The sequence below is a fragment of the Uliginosibacterium silvisoli genome, from assembly GCF_036017035.1.
Classification (GTDB): domain Bacteria; phylum Pseudomonadota; class Gammaproteobacteria; order Burkholderiales; family Rhodocyclaceae; genus Viridibacterium; species Viridibacterium silvisoli.
Genome location: NZ_JAYXHS010000001.1, coordinates 496235 through 511720, shown reverse-complemented (window position 1 = coordinate 511720; position 15486 = coordinate 496235). Strand labels below are relative to the sequence as shown.

16 protein-coding genes, 1 other RNA gene and 1 riboswitch are annotated in these 15486 nt (G+C 62.0%); of the genes, 5 read left to right on the top strand and 12 right to left on the bottom strand.

All coding sequences use genetic code 11. The features are described 5' to 3' along the window. Window positions 1-36: 36 nt before the first annotated feature. The 6 genes from VVD49_RS02420 to VVD49_RS02395 all read right to left on the bottom strand — a co-directional run bounded on the left by VVD49_RS02420 (window position 37) and on the right by VVD49_RS02395 (window position 4871). Window positions 37-690 carry a hypothetical protein gene (locus tag VVD49_RS02420; RefSeq protein WP_327597531.1) on the bottom strand — a complete coding sequence of 218 codons (654 nt, stop codon included), beginning with the start codon at window positions 688-690 and terminating at the stop codon, window positions 37-39. Window positions 691-819: 129 nt separating this feature from the next. Beyond that, a complete protein-coding gene (locus VVD49_RS02415; protein WP_327597530.1) occupies window positions 820-1662 on the bottom strand; it encodes a CPBP family intramembrane glutamic endopeptidase in 843 nt (280 codons plus the stop codon). Between the two features lie 337 nt (window positions 1663-1999). Further along, complete coding sequence (locus tag VVD49_RS02410) at window positions 2000-2992, bottom strand: PEP-CTERM sorting domain-containing protein (protein ID WP_327597529.1); 993 nt, start codon at window positions 2990-2992, stop codon at window positions 2000-2002. A gap of 187 nt (window positions 2993-3179) precedes the next feature. Next, window positions 3180-3887 carry a helix-turn-helix transcriptional regulator gene (locus VVD49_RS02405; RefSeq protein ID WP_327597528.1) on the bottom strand — a complete coding sequence of 236 codons (708 nt, stop codon included), beginning with the start codon at window positions 3885-3887 and terminating at the stop codon, window positions 3180-3182. Window positions 3888-3916: 29 nt separating this feature from the next. Then, on the bottom strand, window positions 3917-4429 hold the full coding sequence (locus tag VVD49_RS02400; RefSeq protein ID WP_327597527.1) for an EVE domain-containing protein: 513 nt from the start codon (window positions 4427-4429) through the stop codon (window positions 3917-3919). Between the two features lie 73 nt (window positions 4430-4502). Further along, window positions 4503-4871 carry a VOC family protein gene (locus VVD49_RS02395; RefSeq protein ID WP_327597526.1) on the bottom strand — a complete coding sequence of 123 codons (369 nt, stop codon included), beginning with the start codon at window positions 4869-4871 and terminating at the stop codon, window positions 4503-4505. Between the two features lie 227 nt (window positions 4872-5098). On the opposite strand from VVD49_RS02395, the gene VVD49_RS02390 reads away from it, so the two are divergent. Together VVD49_RS02390 and VVD49_RS02385 are read left to right on the top strand one after the other, a co-directional pair. Continuing rightward, the gene (locus VVD49_RS02390) at window positions 5099-5764 is read left to right on the top strand and encodes a PEP-CTERM sorting domain-containing protein (protein WP_327597525.1); all 666 of its coding nucleotides are present in this window, start codon (window positions 5099-5101) and stop codon (window positions 5762-5764) included. 82 nt (window positions 5765-5846) lie between these two features. Beyond that, window positions 5847-6569 carry a GNAT family N-acetyltransferase gene (locus VVD49_RS02385; RefSeq protein WP_327597524.1) on the top strand — a complete coding sequence of 241 codons (723 nt, stop codon included), beginning with the start codon at window positions 5847-5849 and terminating at the stop codon, window positions 6567-6569. Here the strand turns inward: VVD49_RS02385 and VVD49_RS02380 are convergent, their stop codons facing one another. Further along, window positions 6570-7727, bottom strand: coding sequence for an MFS transporter (locus VVD49_RS02380; RefSeq protein ID WP_327597523.1), 1158 nt, complete (start codon window positions 7725-7727; stop codon window positions 6570-6572). A gap of 32 nt (window positions 7728-7759) precedes the next feature. Continuing rightward, entirely contained in the window at window positions 7760-9673 is a 1914-nt protein-coding gene (locus VVD49_RS02375; RefSeq protein WP_327597522.1) for an ATP-binding cassette domain-containing protein, read from the bottom strand. Window positions 9674-9765: 92 nt separating this feature from the next. Here VVD49_RS02375 and VVD49_RS02370 point away from each other — a divergent pair, with 92 nt between their 5' ends. After that, window positions 9766-10461: a hypothetical protein gene (locus tag VVD49_RS02370; RefSeq protein ID WP_327597521.1), complete on the top strand. Its 696-nt coding sequence runs from the start codon at window positions 9766-9768 to the stop codon at window positions 10459-10461. 589 nt (window positions 10462-11050) lie between these two features. Here VVD49_RS02370 and VVD49_RS02365 read toward each other — a convergent pair. The 4 genes from VVD49_RS02365 to VVD49_RS02350 all read right to left on the bottom strand — a co-directional run bounded on the left by VVD49_RS02365 (window position 11051) and on the right by VVD49_RS02350 (window position 12428). Further along, entirely contained in the window at window positions 11051-11527 is a 477-nt protein-coding gene (locus VVD49_RS02365; RefSeq protein WP_327597520.1) for an EVE domain-containing protein, read from the bottom strand. A gap of 147 nt (window positions 11528-11674) precedes the next feature. Further along, window positions 11675-11854, bottom strand: a non-coding RNA gene (gene ssrS / locus VVD49_RS02360) — 6S RNA. A gap of 60 nt (window positions 11855-11914) precedes the next feature. Next, window positions 11915-12232, bottom strand: a complete 318-nt coding sequence (locus VVD49_RS02355) for a cell division protein ZapA (RefSeq protein ID WP_327597519.1) — start codon at window positions 12230-12232, stop codon at window positions 11915-11917. Further along, window positions 12225-12428: a hypothetical protein gene (locus tag VVD49_RS02350; RefSeq protein ID WP_327597518.1), complete on the bottom strand. Its 204-nt coding sequence runs from the start codon at window positions 12426-12428 to the stop codon at window positions 12225-12227. The genes VVD49_RS02355 and VVD49_RS02350 overlap by 8 nt, the downstream gene beginning before the upstream one ends. Before the next feature lie 110 nt (window positions 12429-12538). Beyond that, a riboswitch (cobalamin riboswitch) is annotated at window positions 12539-12791 on the top strand. Between the two features lie 117 nt (window positions 12792-12908). Here VVD49_RS02350 and btuB point away from each other — a divergent pair. Then, window positions 12909-14735 carry a TonB-dependent vitamin B12 receptor gene (btuB, locus tag VVD49_RS02345; RefSeq protein ID WP_327597517.1) on the top strand — a complete coding sequence of 609 codons (1827 nt, stop codon included), beginning with the start codon at window positions 12909-12911 and terminating at the stop codon, window positions 14733-14735. A 60-nt stretch (window positions 14736-14795) separates the two neighbouring features. Continuing rightward, entirely contained in the window at window positions 14796-15416 is a 621-nt protein-coding gene (gene cobO, locus VVD49_RS02340; protein WP_327597516.1) for a cob(I)yrinic acid a,c-diamide adenosyltransferase, read from the top strand. Window positions 15417-15486 lie beyond the last annotated feature (70 nt).

Genomic DNA, 15486 nt, shown 5'->3' with positions numbered 1-15486 from the left:
CAAGTCCAGGCCTGCTCTTCCGCAGGAATCGCGCTATCAGAACGGCAGCGAGATTCCCAGCAGCGCTTCGGCTTGTCCCAGGCTGTTGCCCTGGATGGAGACGACGCAGCCGCCAGAGCAGAACATGCCGCCGCTGCCCTTGAGCAGGTTGCCATAGACGCGCCCTTCAAGCCGCACGGCCAGGTGCCGGGCAAACATCCACTGGTAGCCGAGGCCGAGATTGATCGAGGGGAATACTTCCTGGCCGTAACCAGGGCCGTCGAGCTGGAATATCGAGGCGCCGATGCCGCCAACGACGTAGGGGCCGGTGCCGATCGTGCCTTCGTAGAAATAGGTGCCCCCCACATGCAGATAGTCTACCGTCAGCGGCAGGCGCGATTCACCCAACGCACTGCTCTTGGGGGCGGCCACCTTGCTGAAATCCATGTGGGTGCTCTGGTGCGAGAGGAAAATCTGAACCTGGCGTTGCGGGTCGATGCCGATATCGACGGCCAGCGATGCTGCGCCGGAGTCCTTCACGTCAATCGTGTTGCCTGTGTCCTGCTCGGAAAAACTCCCGCCAGCACGGTAGCCGCCGTAAAGCGTGATCGCGTTGCGTGGCGCAGCGCTGGAAGGAGCTGCAGAGGGCGCCTGGGCGTGAGATGCACTACTCAGGATCATTGCAAGAATGCTGAATGAAAAATGACGCATGTGTTGTCTCCCGCGTGTTCTCGTCCCGGAATCCTAGCCCAAGCAGTTACAGACAGGCAGCCCCGTCGGTCTGAGCGCAGGCCCGTGATACACAATCAGGCTGGTTTGCCGCGAGCCGGCGTGTGCAGATCACCCCAGAGGGGAACGGGTCAGCACCAGCAAGGCCGCATTGCTGATGGCGTGCCCTGCGATGGCCCAGCGCAGGCCACCATGTTCATGGAGTGCGCCATACAGCACGCCAGCGAGCCCTGCGCCGATGGCAAAGCCCAGACCCCAAGGGGCGTGCACCGCTGCAAAAAGTAGCGCAACGAACGCGATGGCCGGCCATGGACCACATGCCCATCGTGCTTGCAGCCAGTGGCCGAGGCGCTGTTGTAGCAGGCCTCTGAAAAACACCTCTTCCGCGACGATCGTAAGGAACAGATTGCCGAGCAGCCACATTGCGGAGCCCGACAACCAGCGTGGGTCGAGTGTGGCGATGCCGCCGAGCAGTGCGGCTGATGTGAGCACGGCAGGGCACAGCATCAGCATGGCGATCAAGCGACGGTAGTCGCGGGTGCGCGGGGAGTTGGCGCATGCCATCAGCAACAGCAAGCCACCGATGCCCTTGTCGGCATGCCATGTGAGCGTGTGCGCAGCATCCCGGCCGAAGTCATTCATCAGCACCTGCGGCTTGAAGCCAGGCACTGCATGAAAACCGAGTGCAAGCGCAAGTAGCGCCAGCAGCACGATGCACGGCGTGCGCCATGATCTGGCTGATGGCCTGACGGCAAGGTGGTGCGACAGTGCGGCGAGAAGCAAGCCCGCAAGGGCGAGTGCTGCGCCGGGTGTCGTGACAATCCCTGCCGCGCAGCCGGCAATCAGGGTGATGAAAAATGAGGTGGCGATGAATCGCCATGGCATGCCGCTTAGAGCGCTGAGCTGCGAGACGAAAAGGCCGAGAAAGGTGATGGCACTGGCTGTCGTGAGCATGCAGCGAAGATTAGCAGGGAGGGGCTTTGCAACTTACCCTTGTTCCGCTGCTGGTGTTGCAGTGACCGAGGTCTGTCTGATCTCTATCCAAAAAATGATCTACGTGCTTGATGCCCCCCGGACTCCGTCATTCCCACCCCTCGACAAGCTCAGGACAGACTGACCTGCGGTCGAGCGGGAGCCGAGCGGCTTTGGGGAGTGGGTGAGCGGCGCTGGATGGGAATGACGACGGCTTGGGCATGACCAGGGCCTCAGCATCAAGCCCGGGGACTCAAGTATGCAATTCCAAAAAAAAGGCGCCGCGATGCGGCGCCTTCTGGCGAGAGTTGCTGCCCGCTCAGGCGCTGCGGCGACGGGCGATGAAACCGCACAGGCCCAGACCTGCCAACAGCATGGCGTAGGTTGATGGCTCGGGCACCGCCGCGATCGTCCAGCCCAGGTCCTGCAGCTGGCCGAAGGTCAGCGCGTCGGCCGAGCGGCTCACGCCTCGGAGCGGGCCGTAGGACATCAGGGTTTGCTCGACGGGATCTGCCCAGACTTCGGCATTCGGGTCGATCGTCTTGTCCGCTTTCAATGGCAGCGTGTTGAGTTTCAGGAAGTCGCCACCATTGGCCGCTTTCGCATTGGTGCCCATCCAGTAGAGATTGCTGCCGGTCAGGGCCGACACGCGCTGTGTGTCAGTCATCGCGGTCAGATACAGGAAGCTGTTATCCGCTTGTTTCTCTGCCACGAGACGATCGTAGGCCGACGGAATGCCGCCGAGGAAAGCGCCCTGGCTCGCGAGGCCGGTGGTGATCCGGCTTTCAAGGCCGAGAATATGGGCCACGTAGCGCTTGGAGTAAGTCAGCATGTCGAACTGGTCTGGCGGTGGATTGCCATCTGTTCCGAGGTAAGTCTGGCTTGTCATGCCGGCGGTGAAGTTGTAGATCAGTCGGGCATCAGCACCGGTCCCCGCGGAGTTTGTTGCATCAGCCGCAGTGGTCAGATTGACGCCGAGCTTGTGCTGCGCCATAGCTGCGTCGTACTGCGTGCCGTTGATCGTGTAGTAGGCCAGCGAAGCATTGGCCGAGCCGGGGCTGCTGGAGGTGGAAGCAGGGTCGCTGCCAGCGTTGAGAGAGATCGTTTCGCCCGCGTAGCCGGCGACCAGCAGATTGCTCCAGTAGCTGACGGCTGTTTCCAGCACGGCCTTGCGTTGCACACCGTAGGTGGCGTCGTTGAAGCCGACGCCAGGTGCATCGACATAGTTGATGACGAAGCTGACATTGGCAGCTTGCGAAGCTGCGGTCGCGCAGAGCAGGGCTGCGGCGGCAGCCAGCGTCTTGAACTTCATATTGATTCCCCCGGGCCTTTGAATTTGGTTATGGCGCGATGATGCGCGGCGAGTATAAGGGATCTCGCCGAATGTAAATCCGTGCAAATTTATCGCTTGCGGCCATTTCGCGATCGAGCTGCCCGGAAGGGCAGTGCGATGTGCCGCAGGTCGAAACGGATTGCTTGATGCGGCCACTCCCGGCCATTCAGGCCATGCCGTTGTCGCGCATCCGTATGCCTTCCTTCCGCTCCAGCTGATCGTAGAAATCGCTGAGTCGCCGGCCTTTCTGGTCGGGAAAAATCGCGGGCTGCACAGCAACGGTCTGCACGCGGTCGACGCGGAAGTGACGGAAGTCGCCGCGCAGTTCGCACCAGCCCACGAGGGTCCAGTTGTGCCCCCAGAAGAACAGACCCAATGGCCAGAGCTCACGCTGCGAGGGTGTGCCATCTTCTTTCTGATAGTCGATCTGGATGATGTTGCGGCGACGTACGGCGTGGCGTAGCTGGCCGAGCCAGGGTGGGCGGCCGCGCGGATAGTTCGGGACGAAGAGGCGTGCCAGCGAGGCTTCGCGCCTGCGGGCTTCCGGCAATACATTCTGGATCTTCGCCATGGCAGCGAGCGCAGCCCGTTCGAGTTCCGGATCGGCCCAGGCCTGGACCATGCGCGTACCAACGAGCAAGGCTTCGATCTCGTCGATGTCGAAGGTAAGCGGCGGGATGTCGATGCGGTGCTTCAGGCGATAGCCAACGCCGGCCTCTCCCTCGATGGGCACGCCGGACAAGCTCAGATCAGTGATGTCGCGGTACAGCGTGCGCAATGACACCTGTAGCTGGTCGGCGAGCCAGGCCCCAGTGCAGGACGAGCGGCTGCGCAGGAGTTCAACAAGGCGGAAGAGGCGGTCGGCGCGGCGCATGGCGATGGTGGCGTGGGAGGCTGACTATTCTAGGCGCACCGTACTTCTGGAAACAGGGCGCACTGCGGGTGGGGTGCCATCACTGGCTGGGCGAACGAGGTGTCGTCCGCATCTGCGACATCGGGAATCACGACATGCATCTGCGTGGCGATGATCTCGAAGTCCTCACGCGAAATCTCGATGTGACCGAAACGGAAGGCATAACCCCAGCGTGATTTGTCCCGGATGAAGTCGAGTCGCGGAATGAGCGGTCGGATGTCGGCTTCCTGCGCTTCATGAAAGCGCGCCTTGCGACGATGCGGCACGAACCAATGGCTGATCGCATGAGCATAGACGTCGCCCGCTTGCACTTCGCCGATGGCGGTGAAGCGCTGACAGGGCGTACTACCGCTCATTTCCTCCCTGGGCGAGTAATAGATGATCCAGTCGCCTGCTGACATGCGCCGCAGGGGTTGGGCCTTGCCGTGACAGAGCTGGCAGAAGCCGCCTGTGATGCCGCGTGCAACATGGTCGCGCGAGGCGACGCCGATCCAGTAGCGCATGGGTATTCCTTCGTGTGGCGGTGGCGAGGAGCGTCATCCCGGCGAGCGCCGGAATGACTGCAGGCTGACGGGCTCAGTTCGGGGAATGGAGCCCGATGACATTGCCTTCGCTGTCCGAGAACATGCCGATATGGCCGATGTCCTCGCGCAGGAATGTCTTCGGCATGACGACGCTGCCGCCTGCTGCGGGCACACGCTGCAGGATCGCGTCGAGATCGGCGCCTGCGTTGAGGTAGATGCGCGTGCCGTCTGCGTGGGGGCGCGCTTGCGGCATCTCCACGACGGCACCACCGATGCCTTCTCCCTGCGTGTAGGGAAAGACGGCGAGTTTGGTCCCCATGCTGCCGTCGATGTGAAGCGGCGCCGCGAGGATCTGCTCATAGAAACGCGTGGCACGTGCGAAATCGGTAGCGGGAATTTCGAACCAGTTGATGGCATTCATGACCTTATCTCCTTCGGGTTTCCGGCTGAGGTAGCGCCGGCGTGGTGGGTTGGAGCGCTCATGATGGAGAGGGGCTACTGACAACGTGGTGTCAGCAGGGATGGCAGCAGCCACGCTGTGGTGCCTCCCGCTGTCGGAATTCATCCGGCTTATGCCTTATTCATCTGGCGGAGCAGTTCTTGCTGCGCGAGGGCTCCGTCCGTGCCGCAAGTTTCCAGGAGGCCACCATGAAGCTGCATTCCCGACTCATTGCTGCCGTGCTTGCGGCGGGCTTCTCATTTGTCGTGCAGAGGGCTGACGCGGTGCTCATCTCCGGGTCATTCACCGGCAACGCGGTGCGTGTGAGCGGCCTGAATCCACCCTTTCTGTCCGTGCGCGCAGGCGACGTGGTGACAGGATCCTTCTCGCTCGACACGAGCCCTTTCGAGTTGATTGGCGGAGATGGCAGCACCAGCGCGGGCTTCTGGTACAGGGACCTTTCTTTCCCGCCACGCGTACCGCAACCACTGCACATCGTCTTTGAGGTGCCTGCGAGAGCGGGGTCGTATGAACTCGCCGGGCCGGCGGCTGACGTGACGCTGACGCAGACCTCGTCCGGGCAAGGGCTTGAACTTCTTACCGGCTACGGCGGCAATACGCCCTGGCTCGCCTTGACCTTGTTCGGTGGCCCGGCAGCCTTCTTCCCTGCGCTCGATCTGTCCGGCCTGCACGGCGGCGACGTGGACCTGAGTCGCTCGTATGGCGCCTTTGGCTCCAGAGCGTTGAGCTTTGATGTGGTTTTTTCCAGCTTCAGCTTCGACCCCCTCTCTGTGCCGGAGCCCGAAAGCCTGCCTCTCGCAGCAACGGCTATCGCCGCGTTGATCCTGGCCTGGCGTCGGCGTGCACGCGTGTAGCTGCCGGTCCTTCGCCGGGCAGTGCCTTTGCGTTTCAGGTGCGCGATACTCTCCGTCTCTTTCAATCGCAAACGGATCCCGCATGCGCACGGAGCACAACGAACTCGGACAGCCGATCGGTCGAAGACTGGAAGAATGGGCAGCCTGCCAGCTACCGCCGCACGTTACGTTGAACGGGCGATATTGCCGCCTGGAGCCGCTCCAGGCCGGTCATGCAGAAGCGTTGCATGCCGCCAACAGCCTGGATGCGGAGGGGCGCAGCTGGACGTATCTGCCTTACGGCCCATTTGCGTCCTTCGATGAGTATGCGGCCTGGATCGAGTCGCAACGGCAGAAGAAGGGTGTGCTGTTGTATGCCATCGTCGATCTGGCGACAGAGAAAGCTGTCGGTCTCGCCGGCTATCTGCGACCCGACCCGGACAACGGCGTGATCGAGATTGGTCATCTCAATTTCTCACCCCTGCTACAGCAAACACGCGCAGCAACCGAAGCGCTCTATCTGCTGGCCGCATACGTGTTCCGTTGCGGCTATCGTCGTTGTGAATGGAAATGCAACGATCTGAACGAAGCGTCGCGTCGCGCGGCGTTGCGCCTCGGTTTCCAGTTCGAGGGCATCTTCAGGCAATTGCTGGTGGTGAAGGGGCGCAATCGTGACACCGCCTGGTTCTCCATTCTCGATGGCGAATGGCCCGCGTTGAACGAGGCCTTCGAGACCTGGCTGGCCGCGGACAATTTTGACGACAGAGGGCGGCAGAAGCTGGCGCTGTCGGTCCTTACCGCCAACGCCCGCAGCGTGCTGGCGTAGTCAGGCTTCTTCGAGGTCGCGCAGCGCGCCACGCGCGCGCATGCCGACCATGGCGGCGCTGACGCCGACAATGCACAGCGCGAAGGGCAGGCCCGTGGCCTGCGCCAGCAAACCGATCAGTACAGGGCCGCACAACAGCCCCATGTAGGCGATACGTGCCATGGCCGCGATGGCTTCGGACGGCGGAATGCCTTTGGCATTTGCCGAGGCGGCGAACAGTACCGGCATCATGTTCGAAGCGCCGAGGCCGATCAGTCCGCAACCAATTGCCGCCGGCAAGGGCAGGGGTAGCAGCAGGGCCAGCGCGATGCCGGCCACGCACAGGCCAGCACTCCATTGCAGGATGCGTACGCTGCCCAGTGCGCCGCGAATGGCGTCGCCCGCGAAACGGCCGCCGGCCATGCCGGCCGAGAATGCCGCATAACCGGCATTGACCCAGGCCGCCGACGCGTGTGCATGGTCGCGCATATAGACGGCGCTCCAGTCGTACATGGCACCTTCGGCAACCAGCCCGAGGAAAGCCAGCATGCCGAGGCGTCGCAGATGGCGGCCGACCTGGCGCTTGTCGCTCGCTGATTCATGCGACTCATGAGGTGGGTCTGTGCGCAGCGCCGGGCGAGCCAGAACGCAGCTGATGGCTGTGATCACGGCGACGAGGAGCATATGACTCGTGACGCCCGCGCCCAGCCCGAACCAGATCGCACCGAGCAGTGCCCCGGCGAAGCCACCGAGACTGAACAGGCCGTGCATCGACGACATGATGGGACGCGCGTAGAGATTCTCGACGATCGCCGCCTGCGAGTTCATGGCGACATCCAGCGCGGCATTTGCCGCACCGAACAGCAGCAGCCAGATGACGAGCAGGGTGTAGTCGGGCATGACGAGGATCAGCCCGGCGCTGACGGCGAGCAACAGGCCGCTATAGAGGCTCGTTCGTGCGCTGCCGAGCTGTGCGCTGAGCGAGCCGATGCGACGCATGGCCAGCACGGCACCTAAGGCCACGGAGAGCATGGCGATGGACAGCGCGCCCTCGCCGAGCGCGAACTTGTCCTTGATGGTCGGGATGTGCACGCCCCATGAAGCGAACACGAAACCGCTGCAGAAGAACAACGCCATCGTGGCGATGCGGCTGCTGCGCAAGCTGGCAGTGAAATTCATCGGGTGGGTTTCGTAGCGATGGCTGGTCGGGATCAGAGTTCGCCGATCTCTTCCAGTTCCGCCTGGATTTCCAGCCAGCGCTCCTCGCCTTCGTCGATGCCTTGTGAGAGCTCGCCCTGGCGCTTGATCAGCTCTGGCACCTGCTTGCTGTCAGGGCCGTTGTACAGCTCTGGATCGCCAAGCTTCGCATCGAGTTGCTTCTTCTCTTCCTGCAGTTTCGCCAGCTTGCCTTCGAGCTTCTCCAGCTCTTTCACCAGCGGGCGGCGGCGCAGCAGCTTGGCCTGCCGGTCGGCGGCAGTATCGGCGCGTGCTTGCAGGCGGCTGGCCTTGTCGCTCGCGGCTTGCGTGTCGACGTTGGCAGTCGCTTCGCGTGCGCGACGGGCGCTGAGCCATTCGAGGTAGTCGTCGAGATCGCCATCGAAGGGCTGGGCCTTGCCGTCGGCGACCAGCAGGAAGTCGTCGCAGACGGTGCGTAGCAGTGAGCGGTCGTGACTGACGAGGACCATGCTGCCGTCGTACTCGGCGAGCGCCTTGGTCAGCGCGTGACGCATGTCGAGGTCGAGGTGATTGGTCGGTTCGTCGAGCAGTAGCAGGTTTGGTTTGTGGCGGATCAGCAAGGCCAGCGCGAGGCGCGATTTCTCGCCGCCTGAGAATGGGCCGATCGGCGTGTCGGCCATGCCACCACGGAAGTCGAAGCCGCCGAGGTAGTCGCGCAAGTCCTGCTCACGCGTCATCGGCTCCTGACGCACGAGGTGTTGCAGCGGGCTTTCCGCAGGGCGTAGCTGTTCGAGTTGGTGCTGGGCGAAGTAGCCGAGCACGACGCCCTTGCCGAAGAGCGATTGGCCGCCCTGGGCGGCGAGGTCGCCCGCAAGCAGCTTGATCAGCGTCGACTTGCCCGCACCATTCGGGCCGAGCAGGCCGAGGCGTGCGCCGGGGCGCAGTTCCAGTTTTACGTTCTGCAGGATCGTCTTGTCGCCGTAGCCGAGTGTGATGTCGCGCAGCGTGACCATCGGGTCGGGCGCGCGGTCGGGCTCCGGGAATGAGAAATCGAATGGCGTGTCGACATGCGCGGCGGTGACCTTTTCCATGCGCGCCAGTGCCTTGATGCGGCTCTGCGCCTGACGGGCTTTCGTGGCCTGCGCGCGGAAGCGGTCGATGTACTTCTGCAGGTGCGCCGCTTCACGCTGCTGCTTCACGAACATCGCCTGCTGTTGCGCCAGTTGCTCAGCGTGTTGATCCTCGAAGGAATCGTAATTGCCGCTGTAGAGCGTCAGTTTCTGGCTGTCGAGGTAGGCGATATGCGTGACACATGCGTTGATGAAATCGCGGTCATGCGAAATCAGCAGCAGGGTGCCGCGATAGCCGGCCAGCCATTTCTCGAGCCAGACGACGGCGTCGAGATCCAGGTGGTTGGTCGGCTCGTCGAGCAGCATCAGGTCGGAGCGGCACATCAGCGCCTGGGCGAGGTTGAGGCGCATGCGCCAGCCGCCGGAGAAGTCCGACACCGGGCGTTGCAGGTCTTCCATGGAGAAGCCCAGCCCGGCGAGCAGGGCGCTGGCACGGGCGCGCGCGCCGTAGCCGTCGATCTCCTGCAGGCGCGCATGCAACTCGCCGACGCGATGGCCGTCGACATGTTCGGCTTCGAGCTTCGCAAGCTCGCGTTCGATGGCGATCAGCTCGGCGTCGCCTTCGAGTGCGTAGTCGAGTGCGGGTATGGCGAGTGCGGGCGTTTCCTGCGCAACCTGCGCAATCACCCAGTTCGCCGGGATGTCGAGATCGCCCTGATCTTGATGCAGTTCGCCGCGCAACAGGGCGAACAGGCTGGATTTGCCGCTGCCATTGGCACCGACAACACCGATGCGCCAGCCGGGATGGATCTGCAGGGAGAGGTTCTCGATCAGGCGGCGGGCGCCGCGGGCGAGCGTGAGTGCACGAAACTGGATCAAAACTGGATCACTTTATCGGGAGCTGGGACAATGCCGGCGAATCCGACATTTTACGTGGGGTGTGATGACACGCGCTCCGGAGACACGAATACATGCAAAGAAAACTGATGGGCTTGTTGATGTTCGTGGCAGTCAGTGCGTATGCCCAGAACTCTGCGCCGCTGACAGAAGACGATCCGGCGGTGTGGGAAGCCCGTGCGGCGCGTGCCAAGAGCCTGCGCCAGGAAGCAGGCGAGTTGCGCCACGCGGCCGACGCACAGCGCGCGCAGGACGATATCGTGTGCCGCAAACGCTTTTTCGAGAATGCCTGCAAGGATTCGGCCCGCGAACGCTGGATCGAGCGTATCAACAAGGTCCGCACGCTGGAGATCGAGGCTGTTGGGCTCGAACGCAACCAACGGGCGCATGAGATCGCCATCAAGGAGAAGGAACGGGCAGCCAATCCGCCGCGGCCTCCCCTGATCCTGCCGGAAACTTCCGCGCCGCTGGCTGCGCCGGAGGCGTCGCCCCGCCCGGCGAAAGCCATGACCCCGGCCCAGTCTGAAGCCATTGAAAAGCCCAAGCCAGCGGGCAAGCCGATCGACAAGCGCAAGCAGGCCGAGCACGATGCCGAGCTCAAGAGCCGGCGTGCGCAGCAGTCCAGTGAAGCGGCCGTTCGCGCCGAACAGGCCAGAAAAGATGCCGCACGCTACGACGAGCGCGCCGCAGAGCACGCGCGGAAGCAAGCCGAGAAAAAGGCAAAACAGGACGCTTCGGCGCCTGCGGCACAATCGGCGCCCGCCAGATAGATCGTCCAGTGCTGAGAATGCAGGCGTAAAAAAACGGGAAGTCAGTGATGACTTCCCGTTCCCAATTCAGGAAACCCGAAACCGGATTTCCCTCCCCCTAAACCCCGTTGGTCTGTTCAGACCCTCTGTAAAACACGCCTGATCGCACGATGGCGTTTGCGGGCGCTGCGTCGATACTGCTATGGGACGAGTTTTACAGAAGACCTGCTGCGGGTGCTCATGCTGCAGGGGTGCTACTAGCCGGGCCTGAGGGGCCCGGCTTGCTACAGCGAAAGCTACTCAAATATCGCTTTGGTCGCTGATTCCGGGCGTTGGTCCCGGTAGCGGCTCAGTCGGCTCACTGTCTTGCAGCGGCCTTTGTTGTCTCCTACATCCTCGCGGTGTGCCTGGCGCATTGCGCGGAGCTCAGTCCGTGGATGCGAATTCTCACATATCACGAGAATTTATGTGCGGATTAAGTAGGTTTTTTTATTAAAAGTTTTTGATGGTGCACTGCAAGTAAGGGTAATCCCTTATTCCCGTCAGCATTGGCTTTGCGGCGTGTTGCGGTGCATCTGCAAGCTGCTCCGCGAGCTGTGCTGGAGCCCGCTCAAGGCTGCTTTTTGGGGGCCATCAGGCGCGTCGTGATGGTGCGCCACTCTTCGGCATCGACGGGAGTGATGGAGAGGCGGTTGGCTTTCTGCAGGACGCGCATGCCGGCAAGCGTTTCCTGTTCTTTCAGCGTGGCCAGATCGACAAAGGGGGTTTTCTCGACAAGGCGCACATCCACGTTGTGCCAGCGCGGCTCTTCCTGAGAAGACTTCGGGTCGAAGAAACGGCTCTTCTCATCGAATTGCGTAGCGTCCGGGTAGGGGGGGCTGGCAACGCAGACAATGCCGGCGATACCCGGGCGCGGGCAGGAGGAGTGATAGAAAAACGCGAGATCGCCTACCTTCATCATGTCGCGCATGAAGTTGCGTGCCTGGTAGTTGCGGACGCCATACCAGGCAACCGTCTGATTTGGCATGGCAGCAAGATCGTCGATGGAGCAGTCCGAGGGTTCGGACTTCATGAGCCAGTAGCGCATCTGTCAGTTTCGGGGGCGAGGGTGATTCAAGATTGACCGCGCGGCAAAATGCAGTCAACTGACTTTTAGGGCAAGGCGATGACACGACTTGCCAGAAATACGCCTCTGAAAACACAAACGCGGCCGTAGCCGCGTTTGTGTGTGCTGGGTTCCCCCGCCTGTGCCGTTAGGTCATGGTCCTGAACCTGGGTTCAGGGGGTCGCATCCGGAACCGCATCAGGTGCACCCGGCTTAGGGGCGCTCACAACAGCGGCTTGTTCGGTAGCAACCATGTCGCTAGACATTGGTTCAAGGAGTTAATGACCTTGACGAACACTGCAGGGGAAAACTTTTCCGGACGTCATTGCCTTGCATGCAATGGCAACGCCATCCGATTGAATCTCTGGATCAGAACAACTTTTCCTGCTTGGCCAGCGCTTGTTCGAAACGCTCTCCAAGTGAATTTATTCTACGCCGGTAGTCTGGCAGATCAAGGCCTCCGGCACGCTGATGTGTAACAAATTCGTTCGCGATATCCAGCGCCGTCATCAGCGCAAGGGCTTCGCCACCGCTGGACGATTTTCCTGCCAGCTTGCGCAGGCGATCATCTACCAGGGCCACTGCTGCAAGCAGCGTCTCTTTTTCTTCGGGTTTGACGGACACGCTGTACTGGCGCCCCATCAAATCGATGTCGATCTTGTCCTGGTCAGGCACGCTATCAGGCATCTTCGCGCTCCGGTAGGCGGGCGATGAGGGCCTCGACGCGCGCGATGCATTGCGCGAGTTTGTCGCGCAGACGCGTGTTGTCGGCCTCGAGCGCATCGAGACGCGTATGCAGGCCGCGATTCTCGTCGCGCAAGCTCTGGTACTCGTTGAGGAGGCGCGCAGCGCGTTCTTCGAGTTGGCTGATTTCCTTGTCCATGAGAGTGATGGTAGGCCCGCGCCGGAAATCCGGTCAAGGTTTCAGCCGTGCGGTGTGTGCGATTGCGCAGGCGCAACCCGTAAAGTGGCTAAGGGGGCTGGCCTCCGGTAAGATGCCAACGCGCTTCAGGTGCTTCAGACGGCATTCGCCGCGAGGAGTGAAACGGGAAGTCGGTGCGGGACGTCCTCTTCAGGACAGATCAATGCCGACGCTGCCCCCGCAACGGTAAGCGAGTCGTTTGCAGCAGGAGTCCTTGTACTCCAGCCACTGTACCCCCGGTATGGGAAGGTGCTGCATCAGGATGGTTGTCGTCGACAACTACCGCTCGTGAGCCCGGAGACCGGCCTGGCGTTCAACGTGGTGCATTGCGGTGGGCGATGCGGACCTTGCATGCCTTGCCGGTTTTGCTCTGTCTCCTCCCACTCCTTGCGCGCTGCCCATTTGTCATATTCCGTGCGGGCGGCACGGACGGAGTCAATCTTGAAGAAATACAATCTCCTGCCTGCAGCCTTGCTGCTGGGCGCATCCCCTGTGCTGTTCGCACAACAACAGGCCGAGCCTGAAGCGCCGACGACTGTGGTGACGGCCAATCGCGTGGCACGTACCGTCGATGAAACGCTGGCGCCAGTCACCGTCATCACGCGCAAGGACATCGAGCGCTTGCAGGCGCAGTCCGTTCCGGACGTGTTGCGCGGCATGCCCGGCGTGACTTTCGTTAACAACGGTGGCCCGGGCAAGCAGACCTCCCTGTTTGTGCGCGGCACGAATTCGGATCATGTGCTGGTGCTGATCGACGGCTTCAAGGTCGGCTCGGCCACCAGTGGCGGTGCTTCGTTGCAGGACATCCCGATCGATCAGGTCGAGCGAATCGAACTGGTGCGCGGCCCGCGCGCGAGCGTATGGGGTTCCGAGGCAATCGGCGGCGTGCTGCAGATCTTCACGCGCAAGGGCGCACAGGCGCCTGGCTTCGCCGTGACGGGGGGTAGCCGGCATACCTTTGGCGCCTCTGCGCAAGCGGGTGTCGGTGACAAGGATCTGTGGGCTTATGCAGGGGTGCAGCGAAACAACACCCGCGGCATCAATGCCTGCGAGGGCAACAAGTCCAAGGGGTGTTTCAACGATGAGCCGGACCGCGACGGTTACGAGAACACGGCATTCAATCTGCATGCAGGCATGCGTGCCGGCGAGATGTTCAGCGGTGAGCTGATTGCCCTGCAGGCGGATACCCGCAACGAGTTCGATGGCTCGTCGCAGAACATCACGGACGGCCGTCAGCAGTTGTTTGGCGGGGTGGTTAACTTCACGCCTGTGGATGCCTGGCTGTCCAGTCTGCGCCTCGGCCAGACGACCGACGATTCGCGCAACTATCTGGGTGAGGTATTCAAGTCGCGGTTCACGACACGTCGCAACATGGCGACCTGGCAGAACGACATTACGATTGCCAAGGGCAATCAGATCGTTGCCGGCGTCGACCTGATGCGTGACGAAGTGCTGTCAAACACCATCTACTCGGTCACCAAGCGCTCCAACAATGCCGTCTTCGGGCAGTACCTGCTCGATGCAGGCGGGTTCAATGCGGAGCTGTCCGGCCGCTATGACGACAACGAGCAGTTCGGTTCGCACAACACAGGTGGCATCGCCGCCGGGTATGCCTTCTCGCGCTGGTTCCGCGTCAGCGCTTCGTACGCCACGGCCTTCAAGGCTCCGACCTTCAACCAGCTGTATTTTCCCAACTACGGCACGCCTGGCTTGAACCCCGAGACGTCGCGCAATCGCGAGCTGGATCTCAAGGGCGAGGTGGGCAACGGGTCGTGGCAGATCAGCATGTTCGATAACCACGTTGACAACCTGATCGCCAGCAACCCGTCGACCTTCCTGGCGGAGAACATTTCGCGTGCGGTCATTCGCGGCGTCGAACTTTCCGCTTCGCAGAAGTGGGGCCAGACCAGCGTAGCCGCCAACGCGACGATCCAGAATCCGGAGGATCGTTCCGGCACGGCAACAGACGGCAATGTGCTGGCACGCCGTCCGCGCCAGACTGCCCGCGTAGACGTGGATCAGGATATCGGTGCCTGGAGCGTGGGTACGTCGTGGGTTGGTGTGGGCGAGCGCTTCGATGACGCCGCCAACAAGACGCATCTGGGCGGCTATAGCACCTGGGATCTGCGCGCTGATTATCGCTTTGCCAAGGACTGGCGTGTGCAGGTGCGTGGCGAGAATGTCTTCGACAAGCAGTACCAGACGGCCTATCTCTACAATCAACCGGGTGCGGGCGTCTTCCTGACGTTGCGCTATCAGCCCAAGTAACCGGGCTTTGCGCACGGACGTTCACGCGTCTGTGCGCAGCTCGTCTTGAAGGAGGTCGGGATGTCCAGCGATATGTCCAGTAACGTGGAGCGCGAAGCGCGACACAAGGCGCGCATGCAGCGCAAGAAGGCAGTCATCGACAAATCCATTGAGGCCGCCAGCGAAGAGCGCGGCCTGTTCCTGATCAACACCGGTACTGGCAAGGGCAAGAGCAGCGCGGCGTTTGGCGTCTTGGCGCGCGCGTTGGGGCATGGCATGCAGTGCGCGGTGATCCAGTTCATCAAGAATCGCTCGGACACGGGCGAGGAAGCTTTCTTCCGCACCCATCCCGACGTGCGCTGGCACGTGATGGGCGATGGTTTTACGTGGGAGACGCAGGACGATGCCAAGGACAAGGCGACGGCCCGCGCAGCCTGGGACCAGGCCAGCGCCTACCTGCGAGATGAAAAGATCGATCTGCTGATCCTCGACGAATTCACCTACACATTGAAGTACGGCTGGCTGACGCTGGAGGAGGTTGTACCGGTGTTTGGCGAGCGGCCGTGGATGCAGCACGTGATCGTGACCGGTCGTGCCGCACCGGATGGTCTGATTGAGGAGGCCGACACCGTTACGGACATGAGCCTGAAGAAGCATGCCTATCACGCCGGCGTGAAGGCGATGCCGGGCATCGAGTGGTAGAGGGCGTCGTCACAATGCTTATGGCATCATCGTACTTCCTCGCAATGTGCGCGCAGTCCGCTCTGGAGCG